Source organism: Halorhabdus rudnickae, assembly GCF_900880625.1.
Lineage (GTDB): Archaea > Halobacteriota > Halobacteria > Halobacteriales > Haloarculaceae > Halorhabdus > Halorhabdus rudnickae.
This window is the reverse complement of record NZ_CAAHFB010000001.1, coordinates 910,733-926,081: the sequence shown is the minus strand read 5'-3', so window position 1 is coordinate 926,081 and position 15,349 is coordinate 910,733. Positions and strand designations below refer to the sequence as shown.

Here is a 15,349-nt window from a genome sequence, read left to right as displayed (position 1 = left end):
GCTATCTCGGGGAATCACCGCGGTCATCTGTTCACTCTCATCTGAGACTAGTATCCCTGCAATTCGTTTAGAAAAATATATTGCTATTTTATTTGGGTAGCAAAAACTGGGTGCCAAAATTTATGCTATGGACAAAAATAGTGGCAGGCAGGCAATTATGGTATCGGTGCTGACTATCGGGGCCGTCCTCACGCTACTTGCATGGATAGGACTTCAAGGTACCGTAGTGCACGGCAAATATGTCGTGGACAAAATCGCTGACGGGGAGTACGATAAAGGTCCGTTCACAAAGGAAAACAGTGGTGATTCCCGTGAGTGACGACGGCGGACTCCCGGGCCACAGCCACGACGAGGAACTTGCTCGGGACCTTTCCCTATTCGATATTACGATGATCGGCATCGGTGCGATGATCGGTGCCGGGATCTTCGTGCTGACGGGACTGGCAGCAGGGCAGGCGGGTCCCGGACTTGTGATGGCCTTCGCGTTCAACGGTTTCATCACTATCTTCACGGGCATGGTCTATGCGGAACTCGGTTCCGCGATTCCAGAAGCCGGTGGGGGATACCTCTGGGTTCGAGAAGCACTCGGTCGCTCACAGGCCTTTCTCGCCGGGTGGATGTCGTGGTTCGCTCACGCAGTCGCTGGCTCGCTGTATACGCTCGGGTTCGGTGCGTTCGTCCACCTGCTGTTAACTGACTATTTCGGCATTCAGTTGTTCCAGCCCGTTGATCTCCTGTTTATCTCCTTCGGCCCGGAGAAGCTCTTCGCCGTATTCGCGGGAGCACTGTTCGCGTACATTAATTTCCGCGGCGCCAAGGAGACCGGCCTCGCTGGAAATATCGTGACCATGGTCAAGATCACGGTCATTATCGTCCTCATCGCGTTCGGTTTCGGCTATATCTTCGGCAATCCCGCCGAAGCGACCGACCGTTTCAAGCCGTTCCTTCCTCGTGACTTTGGTGGCGTCTTCATCGCCATGGGTCTGACTTTCATCGCCTTCGAAGGGTACGAGATTATCGTCCAATCCGGCGAGGAGGTCGTCAATCCGAAGAAGTCGGTGCCGAAGGCGGTCTTCTACTCCATGTCCGTGGTGGTCACTATCTATATGCTGGTGGCTATCGTTCTCATTGGGGCCGTCCAGGTCACGCCCGGTCTGTTTTCGCTCGCCCAAGAGGGAGCGGCGTCGGGCGCCCACGGTGCGACGAACCTCCCGCCAATTCCGGGTAGCGCCGAAGCCGCCGCAGTCTGGGAGATCCTCGGTCACCTCGGTGAACTCGGACTTGCGCGTGCGGCCGGTCAGATAATGCCGTACGGGACACTCGTAATTTTGGTCGCTGGTGTCTTCTCGACGCTCTCGGCACTCAATGCGACGACGTACTCCTCTACTCGCGTCTCGTTCGCGATGGGTCGTGATCACGTTCTCCCTGACGCATTCAGCGAGGTCCATCCAGAGAAACAGACGCCCCACATTGCAACAGCGCTTTCTGGCGCACTCATCATCTTCATGGCTGTCGCACTTCCGATTGAGGCTGTCGCGGCCGCAACCGACGTGATGTTCCTCCTGTTGTTCCTCCAAGTGAACTACGCGGCCATTGTCATTCGGCGGAAGTGGGGCGACCAGATCGACTACGGCTACGTGATGCCGTATTTCCCGTACGTCCCCATCATCGGCATTCTCACGAAGCTCGCCCTCGCAGTCTATCTGTTCAACTACAGTCCGCTCGCGTGGTACGGCGCCATCGCTTGGATTCTCGTCGGTGTCGGTATCTTCTTCCTCTATTCACGGGGCCGGGTACGGGAGACTGAGGCGGAGGAAGAAACACGGCTTATCACGGAAGAGCGGGCACCCGAGGATCGAGGCTACCAGGTGTTGATTCCGATTGCGAATCCGAACCACGCCGAGCAGCTCATCCGCGCTGGCAGTGCCGTGGCTCGGCACAACGACGGCGAGGTCCTCCTCACGAGCGTCGCCACGGTTCCCGACCAGACGCCGCTTTCCGAAGGCCGTCGATACGCAGAAGAGCAGCGTGAACTCCTCGACGAGGCGATGCAGTACGCACCCGATGACATCCCCGTGCATCGAACCGTGACGATCGGCCACGACATTGCAAAGAGTATCAATAACGTCGCATACCAACGAGAGAGCGATCTCGTGTTACTGGGATGGCGGGGCCAGCGCAAGCGCGTCTCCGATTACGCACTGGGCTCGAATATTGATACGGTCGTTCAAAACGCCGAATGTGACGTTGCAGTATTGAAGACCGACGGATCTCCGCAACCGGGGCACGTACTCGTGCCGACTGCCGGCGGTCTCAACTCGGTCCTCGCAGAACAGTTTGCAGCCGCATACGCGGCAGCCGGTGCCGACGTGACGCTATTTAATGTCGTCAGCGATGGTGATGCTGATGTTGCTCGGTCGACCCTCTCCGACAGACAGGACGCGTTGGCCGAATCGGACATCGACGTCGATATCGCCGTCGAAGAAGGCGACGACATTGCAGGGACGATTCTTACGTACGCTCGCGACCGAGCATTCGAATCGATCATCGTCGGTGCAGCGGGTGAAGGCATCCTCCGTCGTGTGCTGTTCGGAGAAGTTCCTGAGACCGTGGGTGAAGAGTTCGAGGGTGAAGTCGTGATGGTCCGCAAGCGCCGGCCGGTCAAGTCAGCCCTGAAGCAGCTCGTCAGAAAATGGGTAGGCAAAGGCGCCAAAGCAACTCACCTTGGAGAGTAAGTGGTTAAGCCTCGACCGTCCAGGCCTGACGAGTTTGGTACGCCGAACCGATCGTTAGGTGGGCGCTTGCAGGGGGATATCTTGCTCCAAGGGGAGAATCTACCGGTTATGGTATTGACGAGACGCTTTGCGTCTCGTTCCTACAACAGGCTTCGCGTTTTGAGGATGTCACCAGAATCCGTCCGATTCTGGTTGCCCACCAGACGCAGTCTGGCGAACGGGAGTGAATCTGACAACTCCTATACCTCGTGTCTCTTGGCATACCGACTGACGGGACGACTAGGCGAGGCTGTGATGTTGGTATTCGGACTAGCACACAATGTGACATTCCTGTGCTCGTGCCGCCAGTCATTCTTACAGCGCTGGTGACGACCGTCGGTCTGTGGGTGAACCCGATCGTCGAGACAGTAGCCGTCGGTCCGGTCCATGCGATGGCGCAGACGTACCGGATCGTCCAAGGGGAGTCGAATTCCCATCCGTCGATCACCGATTCCGGCCACGCTCGTGCCGATACACTGTAACATAGACGGTTCTCAAACCAGTCCACAGAGAGGGTGAATTGAACGATAGGTCTATCACCTGCAGTGACTGCGGACGGGCCAGAAAATACCAATCTTCTAATATTTAAATAGAGTCCGTACACGGCTCGACTCTGTGTTCCGGTGGGACCGAAACGTTGTCCTTAAGAGTGAAACGGGACTCCCTTCCGGTATGAGCGACGATTCCGAGGCCGAGACGGCCGACGAGGAAGCGAGTCAGGACGACGCGACGGGCCTCCAGGACGGGGAGTTCGTCACGCTCGAATACACCGCCCGAACAGTCGAAGGCGACGACCTCGTGGACACGACCAGCCAGGAGATCGCCGACGAAGAAGGAGTCGGCGAGGATCAAGAGTTCGAACCGCGGACGATCGTCATCGGTGAGGGCCACATTTTCGACCCCGTCGAGGAAGACATCATCGGCAAGGAGGTCGGCGACGAGGGTTCGGTTGTCGTTTCCGCCACTGAAGCCTTCGGCGAGTACGACGACGAAGAGGTCCAGACTATCAGCGCCGAGAAGATCCCCGAGGACGACCGCTATCCCGGCGCGCACGTCGATGTCGACGGTGAGCACGGCCACGTCGAGACGATCATCGGCGGGCGCGCTCGTGTCGACTTCAACCACCCGCTTGCGGGCGAAGATGTCGAGTACGAGTACGAAATTATCGATGTCGTCGACGATCGAGAGGCCAAAGCCCAGAACCTGCTGGAGACAATGCTCGGCATGGAGCTTGAGGTCTTCTTCGAGACCGACGTCGAGGAAGAAGAGCAGATCGTCGAGGACGCCGACGATCTCGAAGACGCAGCGGACGAGACAGACGAAGACGAGGACGGGCCGGTCACCGAGACCGTCGAGGTCGAGAAGGACACGCTGTACATCGAGGCCACCCCGCAGCTGTCGATGAACCAGCAGTGGATGTTCCAGAAACAGCAGATCGCCCAGCAGTTCGTCGAGCTGCTCGGCGTCGATCGCGTCATCGTCCAGGAGACGCTGGGCGAGGGCGCCGGCATGATGGGTGGCATGGGCGGTATGATGGGCGGTATGGGCGGTGCCGGCGGCGGCGACCTCGAAGCCGCGCTCGAAGACGCCGACGTCGACGCCGACGAACTCGCCGAGGAACTCGACGTCGAGGACGGGGCCTGACGACTGCCAGGATTGGGCCGACGTTTCTGTCGGACCCGAAAGCTCTTTGGTTCGTACCTACTCTGTCGCGCTACTCATTCAGACAGCCGTTCGGCCTTCCGACAGCGTTCTCTGTTCGATCAACAGACGATCAGAACAGATCGAACAACGAGGACCCGGTAGCAGCGGTCGGGCGTGGCATTGTTTCCCCTTTGAGTTTCATCAGCGGCGTTCCTTCCTCGCCCTGTCGATATTCGGCCACGACCGCGATCAGGTTCCCTTCGGCCTCCGGACGGACACTCCCCACTGCGAGACAGTCGCTTTCCGGGTCTTGGGCAACCCAAATCGGCTCGTCGACGTTCGCCGTCGTCGGATCGCGGTGCTCGATCCAGGCTCGTTCGAGTATCGCGTCGCTGTCGACTTCCATACGGTCTCTCGGTGAGCTGAAAAGTTAGTCTCTGTGCCCGTGGCAGTGGTCTCGTGTCTGAGATACCAGCGCCCCACCATCTGATAAACGGTACTACGCCACCTGACTGGCGTCAGGCAATGTCGCGGCTGGTATCGATGCTGACCTCTTCGGCCAAATCGAGTTTGATAACGTCGGTGGGCGCACGGCCGCCGCGGAACTTGGGGATGGCCATGCGGTTCTCCACCTCGTCGCCGCTGATCGTCGTGTGGAGTTCGAAGACCACGTCCGCGAAGTGTTCAGTCGTGTCCCGAAGCGGGGGAACTCCACGCCCGTCCAGACAGTGGAGGACGGCCAGGCTCCCGGTGTTGAAGATGTGGTTCTGGAGGTCGTTCATGAAGCTGCGAAATCGCGAAGGCGGTTCCTGTTCTTCGAGGACATCGAGGGGGTCGATGATGAGGTTCGACGTTTCCGGCAGTGCGCTCACGAGTTTACCCGCGTTGTCCAGCGGGGCCTCCCCCGAGACGTGCCGGACCGTCGGTTGCCCAGTCGCTGTCGGTGACTGGTCGAGACTGTCCTTGATGGCCTGCTCTGAACGGTCCAGCGAAAGATATAGCGTCCCGCGCGTCGCGGTCAACTCATAGAGGAATAGCTCTGCCTGGCTGGCGGGCGTCGCGTTCAACACGACGATACTCCCGGCCGGTATCCCCCCATCCAGTTTCCGATCGAGAACGTCGATCCCAGTCCGGAGCCGATCGGCCATGTGTCATCTTACTACATTGGAGTCCACCAGATTAAACATTCCGGAATGACAGCGGGAGAAAAATTCACTCGAATGTGATTGCCATCCCGAGAGATTCAAGAGTCCCGAGAGCGGGGTTGGGATCGATGCGTCACGATCACATCATCAGCGCCAAACAGCTCTCCCGGGACGATATCGAGGAGGTGCTGGACCGCGCCGCCGAGATCGACGAAGACCAGGCGGCATTCAGGGATCGACACCCTGGAGCGTTACTTGGGTTGCTGTTCTTCGAGCCGAGCACGCGCACGAAGATGAGTTTCACGGCCGCGATCAAGCGCCTCGGCGGGGACGTGGTCGACATGGGGCCCGTCGAATACTCAAGCGTCGAGAAGGGCGAAAGTCTCGCCGATACCATTCGTGTCGTCGAGGGGTATGCCGATGCGCTCGTCTTACGGCATCCGAGCGAGGGTTCGGCGACGATGGCCAGCGAGTTCGTCGACGTGCCACTGCTCAATGGCGGGGACGGGGCCGGACAGCATCCAACCCAGACGCTCCTTGACCTCTACACCATCCGGGAGAACGCGGGGCTAGACGATCTCACGATCGGCATCATGGGGGATCTGAAGTACGGGCGGACCGTCCACTCGCTGGCTCACGCCCTCACCAACTTCGACGCCCGCCAGCACTTCATCAGCCCGGAGAGCCTCAAAATCCCGCGGAACGTCCGGTATGACCTCCACGAGGAGGGCGCGACGATTCAGGAACACACCGACCTCGAACCGATCCTCGACAGCCTCGACGTGCTGTACGTCACACGCATCCAGAAGGAACGGTTCCCGGACGAGAGTGAGTACCGCGAGGTGGCCGGCGAGTATCAGATCGACGCTGGTACGCTCGAACGGGCCGACGACGATCTGACCGTGCTGCATCCGCTCCCCCGCGTCGACGAAATCGGTCACGACATCGACGAGACGAGTCACGCGACATTCTTCGAACAGGCTCACAACGGCGTGCCGGTTCGAATGGCGCTGCTCGATCTCTTGCTTGCAGGTGAGACGGCATGAGTTCAGACGAGCAACTCCGCGTCAGCAAGATCCCCGAGGGCACGGTCATCGATCACATCACTGGCGGCCAGGCGATGCACGTCCTTTCGATTCTGGGTATCGAGGGCGGAGATGGTGACACCGTCTCAATCGTCATGAACGCCCCGAGCGATCGCCTCGGAACCAAGGACATCGTCAAGGTCGAGGACCGGGAGTTGAGCCAGGCCGAACTGGACGTGCTCTCGTTGATCGCCCCGGCGGCGACGATCAACATCATCCGGGAGTTCGAAGTCGTCGAGAAGCATCGAGTCAATCGTCCCGAGGAGGTCGTTGGTGTCCTCTCGTGTCCGAACCGCAACTGTATCACGACTGCGAACGAACCCGTCGATTCACGCTTTGACGTCCTCGAGGACGGCGTTCGCTGTCGGTACTGCGAGACGATCGTCCGGGACGACATCGCCGAACTGATCGAGTGACCTGCCGCGGGTTTCGGTCCTGTCCGGGACGGGAGGAAGAAAGTTTTTGTCCGTTTAGATTGAACGACCACTTGATGTCCAAGAAGAAAGTTCTGGTCGTCCTGCTGGTCGCCGCCCTCGCCGTGGCGGCTGCCAAGAAGGTCCAGAGGTAGTCCCCGCAATCTATCGTACAGTATCCGCGTTTCGGCGCGCGAACGGCCCGCTGGTGGGGGTCGGTTGGGGATCTATCCCCGTTTTCGTTGTTGTCTGGTAGCGAGCGCTATCCCGTTTCTCGGCTGCTCGCTCCGCCAGATTTCGATCACGCCACTGCGTCAGTACATTCACTCCGCCAGATTGCGATCACGCCACTGCGTCAGTACGTCTCGATCACGTGTATCCTCCGGGAGCGACTCGAACCAGTCGGCGTCGGTGATCTCGGCGTCGGGGTCTTCGACGGTCAGCGTCGTCTCCGCTGCTTCGGCCTCGTAGATCGGGAGCACGCCCCACGTCTCGTACTCGTCACAGTAGAACTCCACTCGGCCGAGCAGCGCCACCCCGCGATAGGTCCCTTCGATGCCCGCTTCTTCTCGCAGTTCGCGCTCGGCGGCCTCCCGGAACGTTTCCCCGTTGTTCACCTCACCGCCCGGGAGAACCCACTTGCCGACCGCCTCGTGGCGGACCAACAGCAGTCGCTCCCCGTCGTGGACGACAGTGTGGGCACCGTAGGGGAGGCCGTTCTCACAGATCCGATCGGTGATCGTCTCGAAGCGGGGGCGAGAGATATACCGCGTCCGGGTAAACGCCGTCGGACTCTCGGCATCCTCAAGGAGGCGGTGATGGGTCTGTTCGGCCGCTTGCTGGGCCTCCTCTGCGCGATACCACAGGTTGTCGACGACGGTCATCCGTCCAGGTTCGGCCGGGCAAGCGTTCCGACGCGATCCGCGGGTCCGGTGTCGCTGGTCGGGGGAATCATACGTTCCCCTTCGGTTGTCTCCGGCATAAGTCTTCGACACCCGAATCAGTCGTTTTTTAGTCGCCAGTCCAGTAGCAGGCCACATGGCATTCGAAGAAGACGATGCGGTCACGCTTCACGACGAGCACAGTGAGTACGACGGCGAGACGGGCAGGGTCACCCAGATCATGGAGACGATGTTTGGCGACGCGACCTACACCGTCGAGTTCGAGGACGGCCGCGAACAGGGCGTTCCCGAGGACTCCCTGGAGGCCGCCGAGGAGGATCTGGCGGACGAACAGGCGGACGAGGACGAAGAGGCCGACGCCTGACCGGATGGCTTCCGTACCGTTCCACTACGTCGACCTGCGGACGTTCTGTTACGCCACCGAGGACGAGGCCCGCGTCGAGGACGCACTCCGGACGTTCCTCCCCGAAGACGCGCCCGTCGAGCGCGTCGAGACCGAGGGCCATCACGGTGATCGGATCCTGGTGCTGTCGACGCGGCTGGAACGGGCCGACGAGGTGAGACACGTCCTTTCGAAAGTAGCGTCGCTCGAAGCAGACGAGCGAGAACGACTGCTCGGCGAACTCGACGAGCGGGTCGACGAGAACTGTTCGTTCTTCTTGACGCTCTCGAAACAGGCCGCTTTCGAGGGGCGCGTCGAACGCGGCGACGGGATCACGCTCCGGGGAAAGGTCGAAGCCTATCCCGCCGAGAAGGACCGGGCGATCGAACACGTCCGGGAGACGCTCGAAGAACTGTGACGGCGGTGAGGACTGTGATGGACGGGATCGTGGAATCATGATACACGAACGCGAGGGTCTCTAATGGACGAGCACGGGAGACTGTGATGTACGCTGCCGTCCACGCGCGACCGGACGGCGACAGCACCGTCGCCAGACTCGCCCTGACGGCCGCCGAGTACGGTTTCGACGGCCTGGTGATCCGCAACCACGGCGATGCCCTCCCTGACGACGATCGGGAGGGGATCGCGGACACCTACGGGATCGATGTCGTCGACGGCGTAGAGATCCGGGCTGAGGATCCTTCTCGGGCGAGCGGGTTCGTCGGCAACCACCGGGACCGCCGGACGCTGGTCGCGGTCCACGGTGGCGATCCCGACATGAACCGATTCGCCGTCGAACAACCGGCCGTCGACGTTCTCGCTCACCCGCTGGCCGGTGATGGTGACGTCGATCACGTCACGGTGAAGACAGCCGCCGAGAATGGCGTCCATCTGGAGTGGTCCCTCCGGGACGTTCTGCGAAGCGACGGCGGGCGACGTGTCGAAGCGCTTCGGGATCTGGGAAAACTGCACGATCTGCTGGTGGAGTACGACGCCCCCTACGTCGTCAGCGGCGATCCGAGCAGTCACCTCCAGTTGCGGGCGCCGCGGGATTTGGTGGCCGTCGGCGAGGCGCTGGGCTACACGGCGGCGTGGGTCGAAACCGGACTCTCGGCGTGGGGAGATATTGCGACGCGGAACCGCGACCGGGCGAGCGATGCCTTCGTCGAACCCGGCGTCAGACGTGGTCGAGATGACGATTCCGAGTAAGGCCGATCAGTGCTGCTCCTCGAGGACTCCGCCGGATTCCTCCCGGTAGATCCGATCGAGCACCATGCTGGCGTGCGACGCCAGCAGTTCGAGCAACTGTTCGTCCTCCGTCGATAGCGGTTCCGTCCCCTCGCCGACAGCGATCAGCATGCCGGTCGTCGACGCCGTGCTCTCCAGACGGACAGTGAGCACCGACGCCGTCGGTTCCGGGAGTTCATCTTCCCGGTGGGAAACGACAGTGTCGTCTTCGGCAGCCGTCCTGGCGAGCGATCGAAGCGTCCCGTCCTCGACGGTCGTGACAGTACTGCTCGTGACGTGTTCGGTGTCGGCGTCCACCTCGACGAACGCCGTTTCGTCGTGATCGAGCAACGCCGAGAGCCCTTCGATGCAGTAAGCGCCCACTTCCTCGACGGTGGTGGCCTGGGCCAGCGCCCGGCCGTAGTTGTTGAGATCTGCGGCCTTGCGTGCGAACGCCGCCGTCCGGTCGCGTTCGCGTTCTAGCTCCCGCAGGTGGCGCTGGCCCTGTGCGTCGTAGAGACCGACGACCGTTCCAGCGACGGCCCCGACGGTTACACTATCGATGGTGACGTAAGCGATCCGGCCGGGCGATCCCGTTGCGACGCGCTGACTGAACAGTATCAGTGCCGCCACCGCCGCCAACAGGACGGTGCCGCCGAGTGCCCAGGTGGCGATCCGGGGCAAGTCGGGTTCGAACGCCGGGTGGGTCGCCAGCCAGTAGCCCACGAACGAAAGCGAGAGTCCGAGCAGGGCAAACGGGACGCCGTCCACGGCGATCGCGATCGCTACGTCGGTCTGCTCGACGGCGTGGCTCACCTGCACGACCGCAAGCACCGCGCCGACGAGTCCGAACGTCGTCCCGTAGAAGTGGCGTGACTCCATGCGTTGGCCAATGGAGACCGGCCCATTCAGCGTTCCGGTGGTCGCGGGTCAGTGTAGGGTGGCACAGACCCAAGTCGTCCCGAGGCCTTGATACTGCTCGGTCCGCAACGGTCCGGTATGAAACGATCGGTGGAAGATCACGCTGCCCGCTTCGATCGGGCGGCCGACTCCTACGACGAGAACGGGACGCCGGAGTATCGCGCGGCCGCCGACCTCGTGATCGAGCACGCCGCGCCGGAACCGGGTGACGTCGTGCTCGACCTCGGAACCGGAACGGGGGCGATCGCGCTCGCGCTGGCCGACGAGGATGGGGACGTGATCGGCCGGGACATCAGCGAGGGGATGCTCGAACAGGCCAGAGAGAAGGCCACAGAACGCGGGATCGAGTCCGTCACGTTCGGTGAGGGGCGGTTCCGCGAGCCGAACGTCCCCGACGATCGGTCCGTGGACGTGGTGGTCTCGAACTTCGCGATGCATCACCTCGACGACGACGCCAAGCGCGAAGCCATCGAGACGATCGCCGGGCTCGAACCCCGCCGGTTCGTCCTCGGGGACGTGATGCTGTTCGGGGAGGCCGATCCCGACGAACCGTTCTACTCGCCGGAAGTGGACGACCCGGCGACCGTCGGGATCCTCGCCGACGCGCTGACCGACGCGGGCTTCGCCCTGACGGCCGTCGAACCCGTTCACGAGCAGGTGGGCGTCCTCGTCGCCGAGCGCTCGGAACCCCCGGAGAGCGAGAGCGCATGAACCCGCTGCCCAAGCACGTCCGCCAGCGCTGGCGATACCTCGCGGTCGGTATCGAAACATGGCCGGGTGCCGCGATCGACCGTCGGGACTTCCAGCGTCACCTCTGGTTCGCCGCCCAGAACCTGCTTGGCGATGTCGGCTCCGCCGAAACCGATCTCTCGGTCGTGCGGTTCGATTACACCGATGGGACCGCCTCGGCGGTCGTCCGGACGCGCCGAGGGGCGGAGAGCGATGCCCGTGCCGTGCTGACGTGTCTTGACGCGATCGATGGGAATCCGATCGGACTGCGCGTTCGGGGCGTCAGCGGCACCGTACGCGCCTGTGAGGAAAAGTATTTAGGAGGGCCGGGGGAAGCCATCGAGCACGGCGACGTCGCCTTCGAGGGCGCCAAGCGGCCTGCGGACAGTCGAGACGGCCGCGTCGACGTGCGAGTCGGCGAGGGGTTCGTCGGGGCGACGCAACGTGATATCTCGTAACTATGCAAGGGCAAACCCAACAGCAGGCCTACGACCGCGGCATCACCATCTTCTCTCCCGACGGCCGACTCTATCAGGTCGAGTACGCGAGAGAGGCCGTCAAGCGCGGGACCGCAAGCATCGGCGTCCGGACGGAGGGCGGCGTCGTCCTGGCGGTCGACAAACGGATCCGTTCGCCGCTGATGGAACGATCGAGCGTCGAGAAGATTCACAAGGCCGACGATCACATCGGCATCGCCAGCGCCGGCCACGTCGCTGACGCCCGCCAGCTCATCGACTTCGCGCGCCGACAGGCCCAGATCAACCAGCTCCGGTACGGCGAGGCAATCGGCGTCGAAACGCTCACCAAGGAGGTCACCGACCACATCCAGCAGTACACCCAGATCGGCGGTGCCCGACCGTTCGGCGTCGCGCTCATCATCGCGGGCGTCAGCGACGGCGAGCCCCGCCTCTACGAGACCGACCCGTCGGGGACGCCCTACGAGTGGAAGGCCCTGGCTGTCGGTGCCGACCGGGGTGATATCCGGGAGTATCTCGAGAACCATTACGACGAGGGAATGAGCCTTGAGGAAGGCGTCAAGGTGGCTCTCTCGGCGCTGGCCTCGGTCAACGACGACGAACTCGCGCCGGTCGGCATCGGCGTCGCCACCATCGGCGTCGAGGACGCTCAGTTCCACGAACTCACTGACGACGAGAAAGAGTCCTATCTCGAGGACCTCGATATACTCGCCGAGGAAAACGAGTCGGACGACGCGGAGGGTAATGAGTCGGAAGGTGCGGACGGCGACGAGAACGACGCAGAGAGTGACGAGTCAGCGGACGAAGAGACCGACGAGTCGGACGACGAGTGACCCGGGTCGGACGACGCGGAGAGTGACGAGTCAGCGGACGAATGGCCCGAGTCAAACAACACGCCGGGACGCTTCTGAGGACGCGCGTGCCATCGGTTTTGGCGTCCGTTCATAGTATTCGGAAACACCTTTGTCCTGGGATCCTGTAGCTTTCGGCATGATATCGCTTGACGAGGCTGTGACGGCTCGCCTGGAATCTCACGGCGAGCGTTTCGAGGTACTGCTCGATCCCGACGCGGCTTTAGCGATCAAACGCGGCGATTTCGAGGGCGAACTCGAGGACGTCATCGCTGCTGAGGACGTCTTCGAGAACGCCTCTCGGGGGGACCGACCGCCGGAGAACGCACTGGAGGAGGTTTTCGACACAACCGATCCACTCGAGATCATCCCCGAGGTCGTCCGCGAGGGCGAGATCCAGATCACCGCCGAGCAGCGCCGCGAGATGCAGGAACGCAAGCACCGCGAACTCGTCCAGCGGATCACACGCAACGCTGTCAACCCGCAGATGGACGACGCCCCGCATCCGCCCGACCGGATCGAGAACGCCCTCGAAGAGGCCGGCTTCCAGGTCGATCCGATGGAACCCGTCGAGAACCAGGTCGAGGACGCCCTGGAAGCCCTGCGGCCCGTGATCCCGATTCGCTTCGACGAAGTGACCGTGGCGGTGCAACTCCCGGCGGAGAACGCGGGCAGTGGGCAAGCAAAGATCCGCGAGTTCGGCGATCTCGAACGCGAGGAGTGGCAGGCTGACGGCTCCTGGGTCGGCGTGGTGACGTTCCCGGCGGGCTTACAGAACGACTTCTACGAACTCGCCAACGAGGTCTCCGGCGGCGAGGCCGAGACTCGCATCATCAAAGACGAAGACGACATCAAAACGCGCTGAGGACGGTTACGACCCCGCTATGTCGAGTGTGGGTGCGCTGTGGATTCGCTTCCGCTTGGCCTGCGCTGCTCTTTCCGGCCGAATCTGTGGCGCTCGTTCAGACGCGTAATGACTCGTTTGCGACGGCACTTGCCCTCTGGACCCGATGAACGGTCCGGAGGATTAATTAGGTAGCTGCTGTCTATCCCGCCAAAATGGTTCCCCTGTCGATCGTCGACCGGTATCGCAAGCCGGAATACACAGGCGAGAACCGATGTCTGGCGTGTACTGTGGTCAACGCTATGTTTGCCCTGCTGATCGGGATGATCGCCTTCGTGGGACTGCTCACCCTCGATCGATCGTTGTGGCTCGCTTTCGCCGTCGAGGTCGCCATCCTCGTCGTCTGTGGCGTCCAGATCTGGCTCCGTGGGTACCTGCTTCCCCGAACCCCGACGCTCACGAAGCGGTACCTGCCGGGACGGGTCCTCCGCTGGTTCGGCAAGGATCCTACGCCGGGAGCCGCGGAGGCAGCTGTCGAGGTATCTCGGCGTGATCGGCGGGTAGGCGAAGCGGACCCTGAGAGCGGGGCACCTGCCGGGACCGACTCGGAGCTGGATGTCGAGGGCCTTCTCCGCGAACTTGGTGCGCTCCGTCCGGCGGAGTCTCGCGAGGATTTCGAACTCGCCGAGACCTTCGGAAAAGATTGGCATCGCGAGATCGAGTCTATCGGTGAGAAACCACTCTCGGCGGTGATCACTTCGGTCTTCGCCGTCGAGGGTGACGTTTCGGTACAGGAAACGTCCGGGGCGGTGCGGGTCTATCGGGACGATCGGCTGCTCGCCCAGTGGGAGTCCCGGCCGGCATTGGTCGCCGATCTGGCGGCCTGTCGCGTCCTGGCCGAACGCGCCGACGCGTGGGCACGTCTCTCGGCTGCCGAACGGAGTCAACTTGCCGGGGGACTGCGACTGTACCTCGATCGCTGTCCGGCCTGTGCGGGCCGGACCGCTTTCGACACCGAGACGACGACATCGTGCTGTCACGAGTACGAGGTCGCCACAGTTTCCTGTGTGGACTGTGGCACACGGCTGTTCGAACTCCCGGTCGACGCCGTCTCTGAGACCGACGGCACGGTCTAAAGGGTTTTTCGACCCCGTCTTTCGTTCAGAATCTCCGAAATGAATCCATTCTTTGTTCGTCAGACTGCCAGCCAGTGTTGCTAGCATGTCAACTGACACAAGGTGCGACGGGGTAATCCCTGGCGACCTACGGGATCGTCGTCACAGCCGTTCTGATTGGAACCGTCCTCGCGCCGTCCGCGCGGGATCTACTTGTACTATATCGTGATGAATATCCGCCGATACCCGCTAAAACCCCAAATGGACTGGTTTCCAGACCTCTGAGTGCGGATTCGTAGTATCTCCAATATTAAATGCAATCTCTCCATTGTATATTATTGGATTCTAATCTAGTTCAAACTATTAATAAAATTCATTGGCGCTGTGATTCCTATTTGTTGACTTTCTTTATCTCGGCCTGTGTCCGCTCAGGCTTTCTTAAAGGCTAACAGAAAGCCGCCGGTGAAGCCGGCCCCGAGCGGAAGCGTCGCGAGCAGGCTCATCAGGTAACCGTTGACCTGGGATCCACCGTCTCCGGCCGCCGCCGTCGCGTTGCCGGCTGCGCCGCCGATAGCGTCCCAGTTGACGCTCAGGATGCCGCGGGTTTCGAGGAACTTGAACAGCGCAAGTTCGAGACCGATGATGATCGCGATGAGTTTTGCGAGCTTCTTGGCCGCGAAGCCGATCACGGCACCGATGAGCGCACCGCCCCCCAGTTCGAGACCGATCTGTGGCAGGCTAAATTCCACCATACCGGATCCGTCACGACCGGCGGTTAAGGCTTTTGTGGCGTCGTTGGAGATTATCGCTGTTCGTTGTCGGTACGTTGCGTCGCCGACGA

At 61.7% G+C, this 15,349-nt stretch carries 19 protein-coding genes; 14 read left to right on the top strand and 5 right to left on the bottom strand.

All coding sequences use genetic code 11. The features are described 5' to 3' along the window. The first annotated feature begins 127 nt into the window (after positions 1-127). The 4 genes from BN2694_RS16980 (at position 128) to BN2694_RS04595 (ending at position 4,418) form a co-directional block, all read left to right on the top strand. Positions 128-319 carry a hypothetical protein gene (locus tag BN2694_RS16980; RefSeq protein WP_167879920.1) on the top strand — a complete coding sequence of 64 codons (192 nt, stop codon included), beginning with the start codon at positions 128-130 and terminating at the stop codon, positions 317-319. Then, the gene (locus BN2694_RS04605; protein WP_244605358.1) at positions 312-2,735 is read left to right on the top strand and encodes an amino acid permease; all 2,424 of its coding nucleotides are present in this window, start codon (positions 312-314) and stop codon (positions 2,733-2,735) included. Before BN2694_RS16980 ends, BN2694_RS04605 begins: the two co-directional genes overlap by 8 nt. A gap of 332 nt (positions 2,736-3,067) precedes the next feature. Then, entirely contained in the window at positions 3,068-3,256 is a 189-nt protein-coding gene (locus BN2694_RS04600) for a hypothetical protein (RefSeq protein ID WP_135663046.1), read from the top strand. A 190-nt stretch (positions 3,257-3,446) separates the two neighbouring features. Continuing rightward, complete coding sequence (locus BN2694_RS04595; RefSeq protein ID WP_135663044.1) at positions 3,447-4,418, top strand: FKBP-type peptidyl-prolyl cis-trans isomerase; 972 nt, start codon at positions 3,447-3,449, stop codon at positions 4,416-4,418. Positions 4,419-4,548: 130 nt separating this feature from the next. Here the strand turns inward: BN2694_RS04595 and BN2694_RS04590 are convergent, their stop codons facing one another. Further along, a complete protein-coding gene (locus tag BN2694_RS04590) occupies positions 4,549-4,824 on the bottom strand; it encodes a hypothetical protein (RefSeq protein WP_135663042.1) in 276 nt (91 codons plus the stop codon). Between the two features lie 112 nt (positions 4,825-4,936). Next, positions 4,937-5,566, bottom strand: coding sequence for an RAD55 family ATPase (locus tag BN2694_RS04585; protein ID WP_135663040.1), 630 nt, complete (start codon positions 5,564-5,566; stop codon positions 4,937-4,939). Positions 5,567-5,691: 125 nt separating this feature from the next. Here BN2694_RS04585 and pyrB point away from each other — a divergent pair, with 125 nt between their 5' ends. Together pyrB and pyrI are read left to right on the top strand one after the other, a co-directional pair. Continuing rightward, positions 5,692-6,609 carry an aspartate carbamoyltransferase gene (gene pyrB, locus BN2694_RS04580; RefSeq protein WP_135663038.1) on the top strand — a complete coding sequence of 306 codons (918 nt, stop codon included), beginning with the start codon at positions 5,692-5,694 and terminating at the stop codon, positions 6,607-6,609. Further along, positions 6,606-7,064 (top strand): aspartate carbamoyltransferase regulatory subunit, encoded by a 459-nt coding sequence (pyrI, locus tag BN2694_RS04575; protein ID WP_135663036.1) that lies wholly within the window; start codon positions 6,606-6,608, stop codon positions 7,062-7,064. Before pyrB ends, pyrI begins: the two co-directional genes overlap by 4 nt. 320 nt (positions 7,065-7,384) lie before the next feature. Here pyrI and BN2694_RS04570 read toward each other — a convergent pair whose 3' ends face one another. Beyond that, positions 7,385-7,945, bottom strand: coding sequence for an NUDIX domain-containing protein (locus tag BN2694_RS04570; protein WP_135663034.1), 561 nt, complete (start codon positions 7,943-7,945; stop codon positions 7,385-7,387). A 154-nt stretch (positions 7,946-8,099) separates the two neighbouring features. Here BN2694_RS04570 and BN2694_RS04565 point away from each other — a divergent pair, with 154 nt between their 5' ends. The 3 genes from BN2694_RS04565 to BN2694_RS04555 all read left to right on the top strand — a co-directional run bounded on the left by BN2694_RS04565 (position 8,100) and on the right by BN2694_RS04555 (position 9,554). Next, complete coding sequence (locus tag BN2694_RS04565) at positions 8,100-8,327, top strand: DUF1918 domain-containing protein (protein WP_135663032.1); 228 nt, start codon at positions 8,100-8,102, stop codon at positions 8,325-8,327. Positions 8,328-8,331: 4 nt separating this feature from the next. After that, positions 8,332-8,763 (top strand): RNA-binding protein, encoded by a 432-nt coding sequence (locus BN2694_RS04560; RefSeq protein ID WP_135663030.1) that lies wholly within the window; start codon positions 8,332-8,334, stop codon positions 8,761-8,763. 86 nt (positions 8,764-8,849) lie between these two features. Continuing rightward, on the top strand, positions 8,850-9,554 hold the full coding sequence (locus tag BN2694_RS04555) for an RNase P subunit p30 family protein (RefSeq protein ID WP_135663028.1): 705 nt from the start codon (positions 8,850-8,852) through the stop codon (positions 9,552-9,554). Between the two features lie 6 nt (positions 9,555-9,560). On the opposite strand, the gene BN2694_RS04550 is transcribed toward BN2694_RS04555, so the two are convergent. Further along, positions 9,561-10,454 carry a hypothetical protein gene (locus BN2694_RS04550; RefSeq protein WP_135663025.1) on the bottom strand — a complete coding sequence of 298 codons (894 nt, stop codon included), beginning with the start codon at positions 10,452-10,454 and terminating at the stop codon, positions 9,561-9,563. A 117-nt stretch (positions 10,455-10,571) separates the two neighbouring features. Here BN2694_RS04550 and BN2694_RS04545 point away from each other — a divergent pair, with 117 nt between their 5' ends. From BN2694_RS04545 to BN2694_RS04525, 5 genes are all read left to right on the top strand, one after another. Next, the gene (locus BN2694_RS04545; RefSeq protein WP_135663022.1) at positions 10,572-11,204 is read left to right on the top strand and encodes a class I SAM-dependent methyltransferase; all 633 of its coding nucleotides are present in this window, start codon (positions 10,572-10,574) and stop codon (positions 11,202-11,204) included. Then, positions 11,201-11,680, top strand: a complete 480-nt coding sequence (locus BN2694_RS04540; RefSeq protein ID WP_135663018.1) for an Rpp14/Pop5 family protein — start codon at positions 11,201-11,203, stop codon at positions 11,678-11,680. Before BN2694_RS04545 ends, BN2694_RS04540 begins: the two co-directional genes overlap by 4 nt. A gap of 2 nt (positions 11,681-11,682) precedes the next feature. Continuing rightward, the gene (gene psmA, locus BN2694_RS04535; RefSeq protein ID WP_135663014.1) at positions 11,683-12,531 is read left to right on the top strand and encodes an archaeal proteasome endopeptidase complex subunit alpha; all 849 of its coding nucleotides are present in this window, start codon (positions 11,683-11,685) and stop codon (positions 12,529-12,531) included. A 157-nt stretch (positions 12,532-12,688) separates the two neighbouring features. Then, a complete protein-coding gene (locus tag BN2694_RS04530) occupies positions 12,689-13,414 on the top strand; it encodes a ribosome assembly factor SBDS (protein WP_135663011.1) in 726 nt (241 codons plus the stop codon). Between the two features lie 194 nt (positions 13,415-13,608). Beyond that, positions 13,609-14,529: a hypothetical protein gene (locus BN2694_RS04525; RefSeq protein ID WP_135663008.1), complete on the top strand. Its 921-nt coding sequence runs from the start codon at positions 13,609-13,611 to the stop codon at positions 14,527-14,529. A 407-nt stretch (positions 14,530-14,936) separates the two neighbouring features. Here BN2694_RS04525 and BN2694_RS04520 read toward each other — a convergent pair whose 3' ends face one another. Next, entirely contained in the window at positions 14,937-15,260 is a 324-nt protein-coding gene (locus BN2694_RS04520; RefSeq protein WP_135663006.1) for an FUN14 domain-containing protein, read from the bottom strand. Positions 15,261-15,349: the final 89 nt, after the last annotated feature.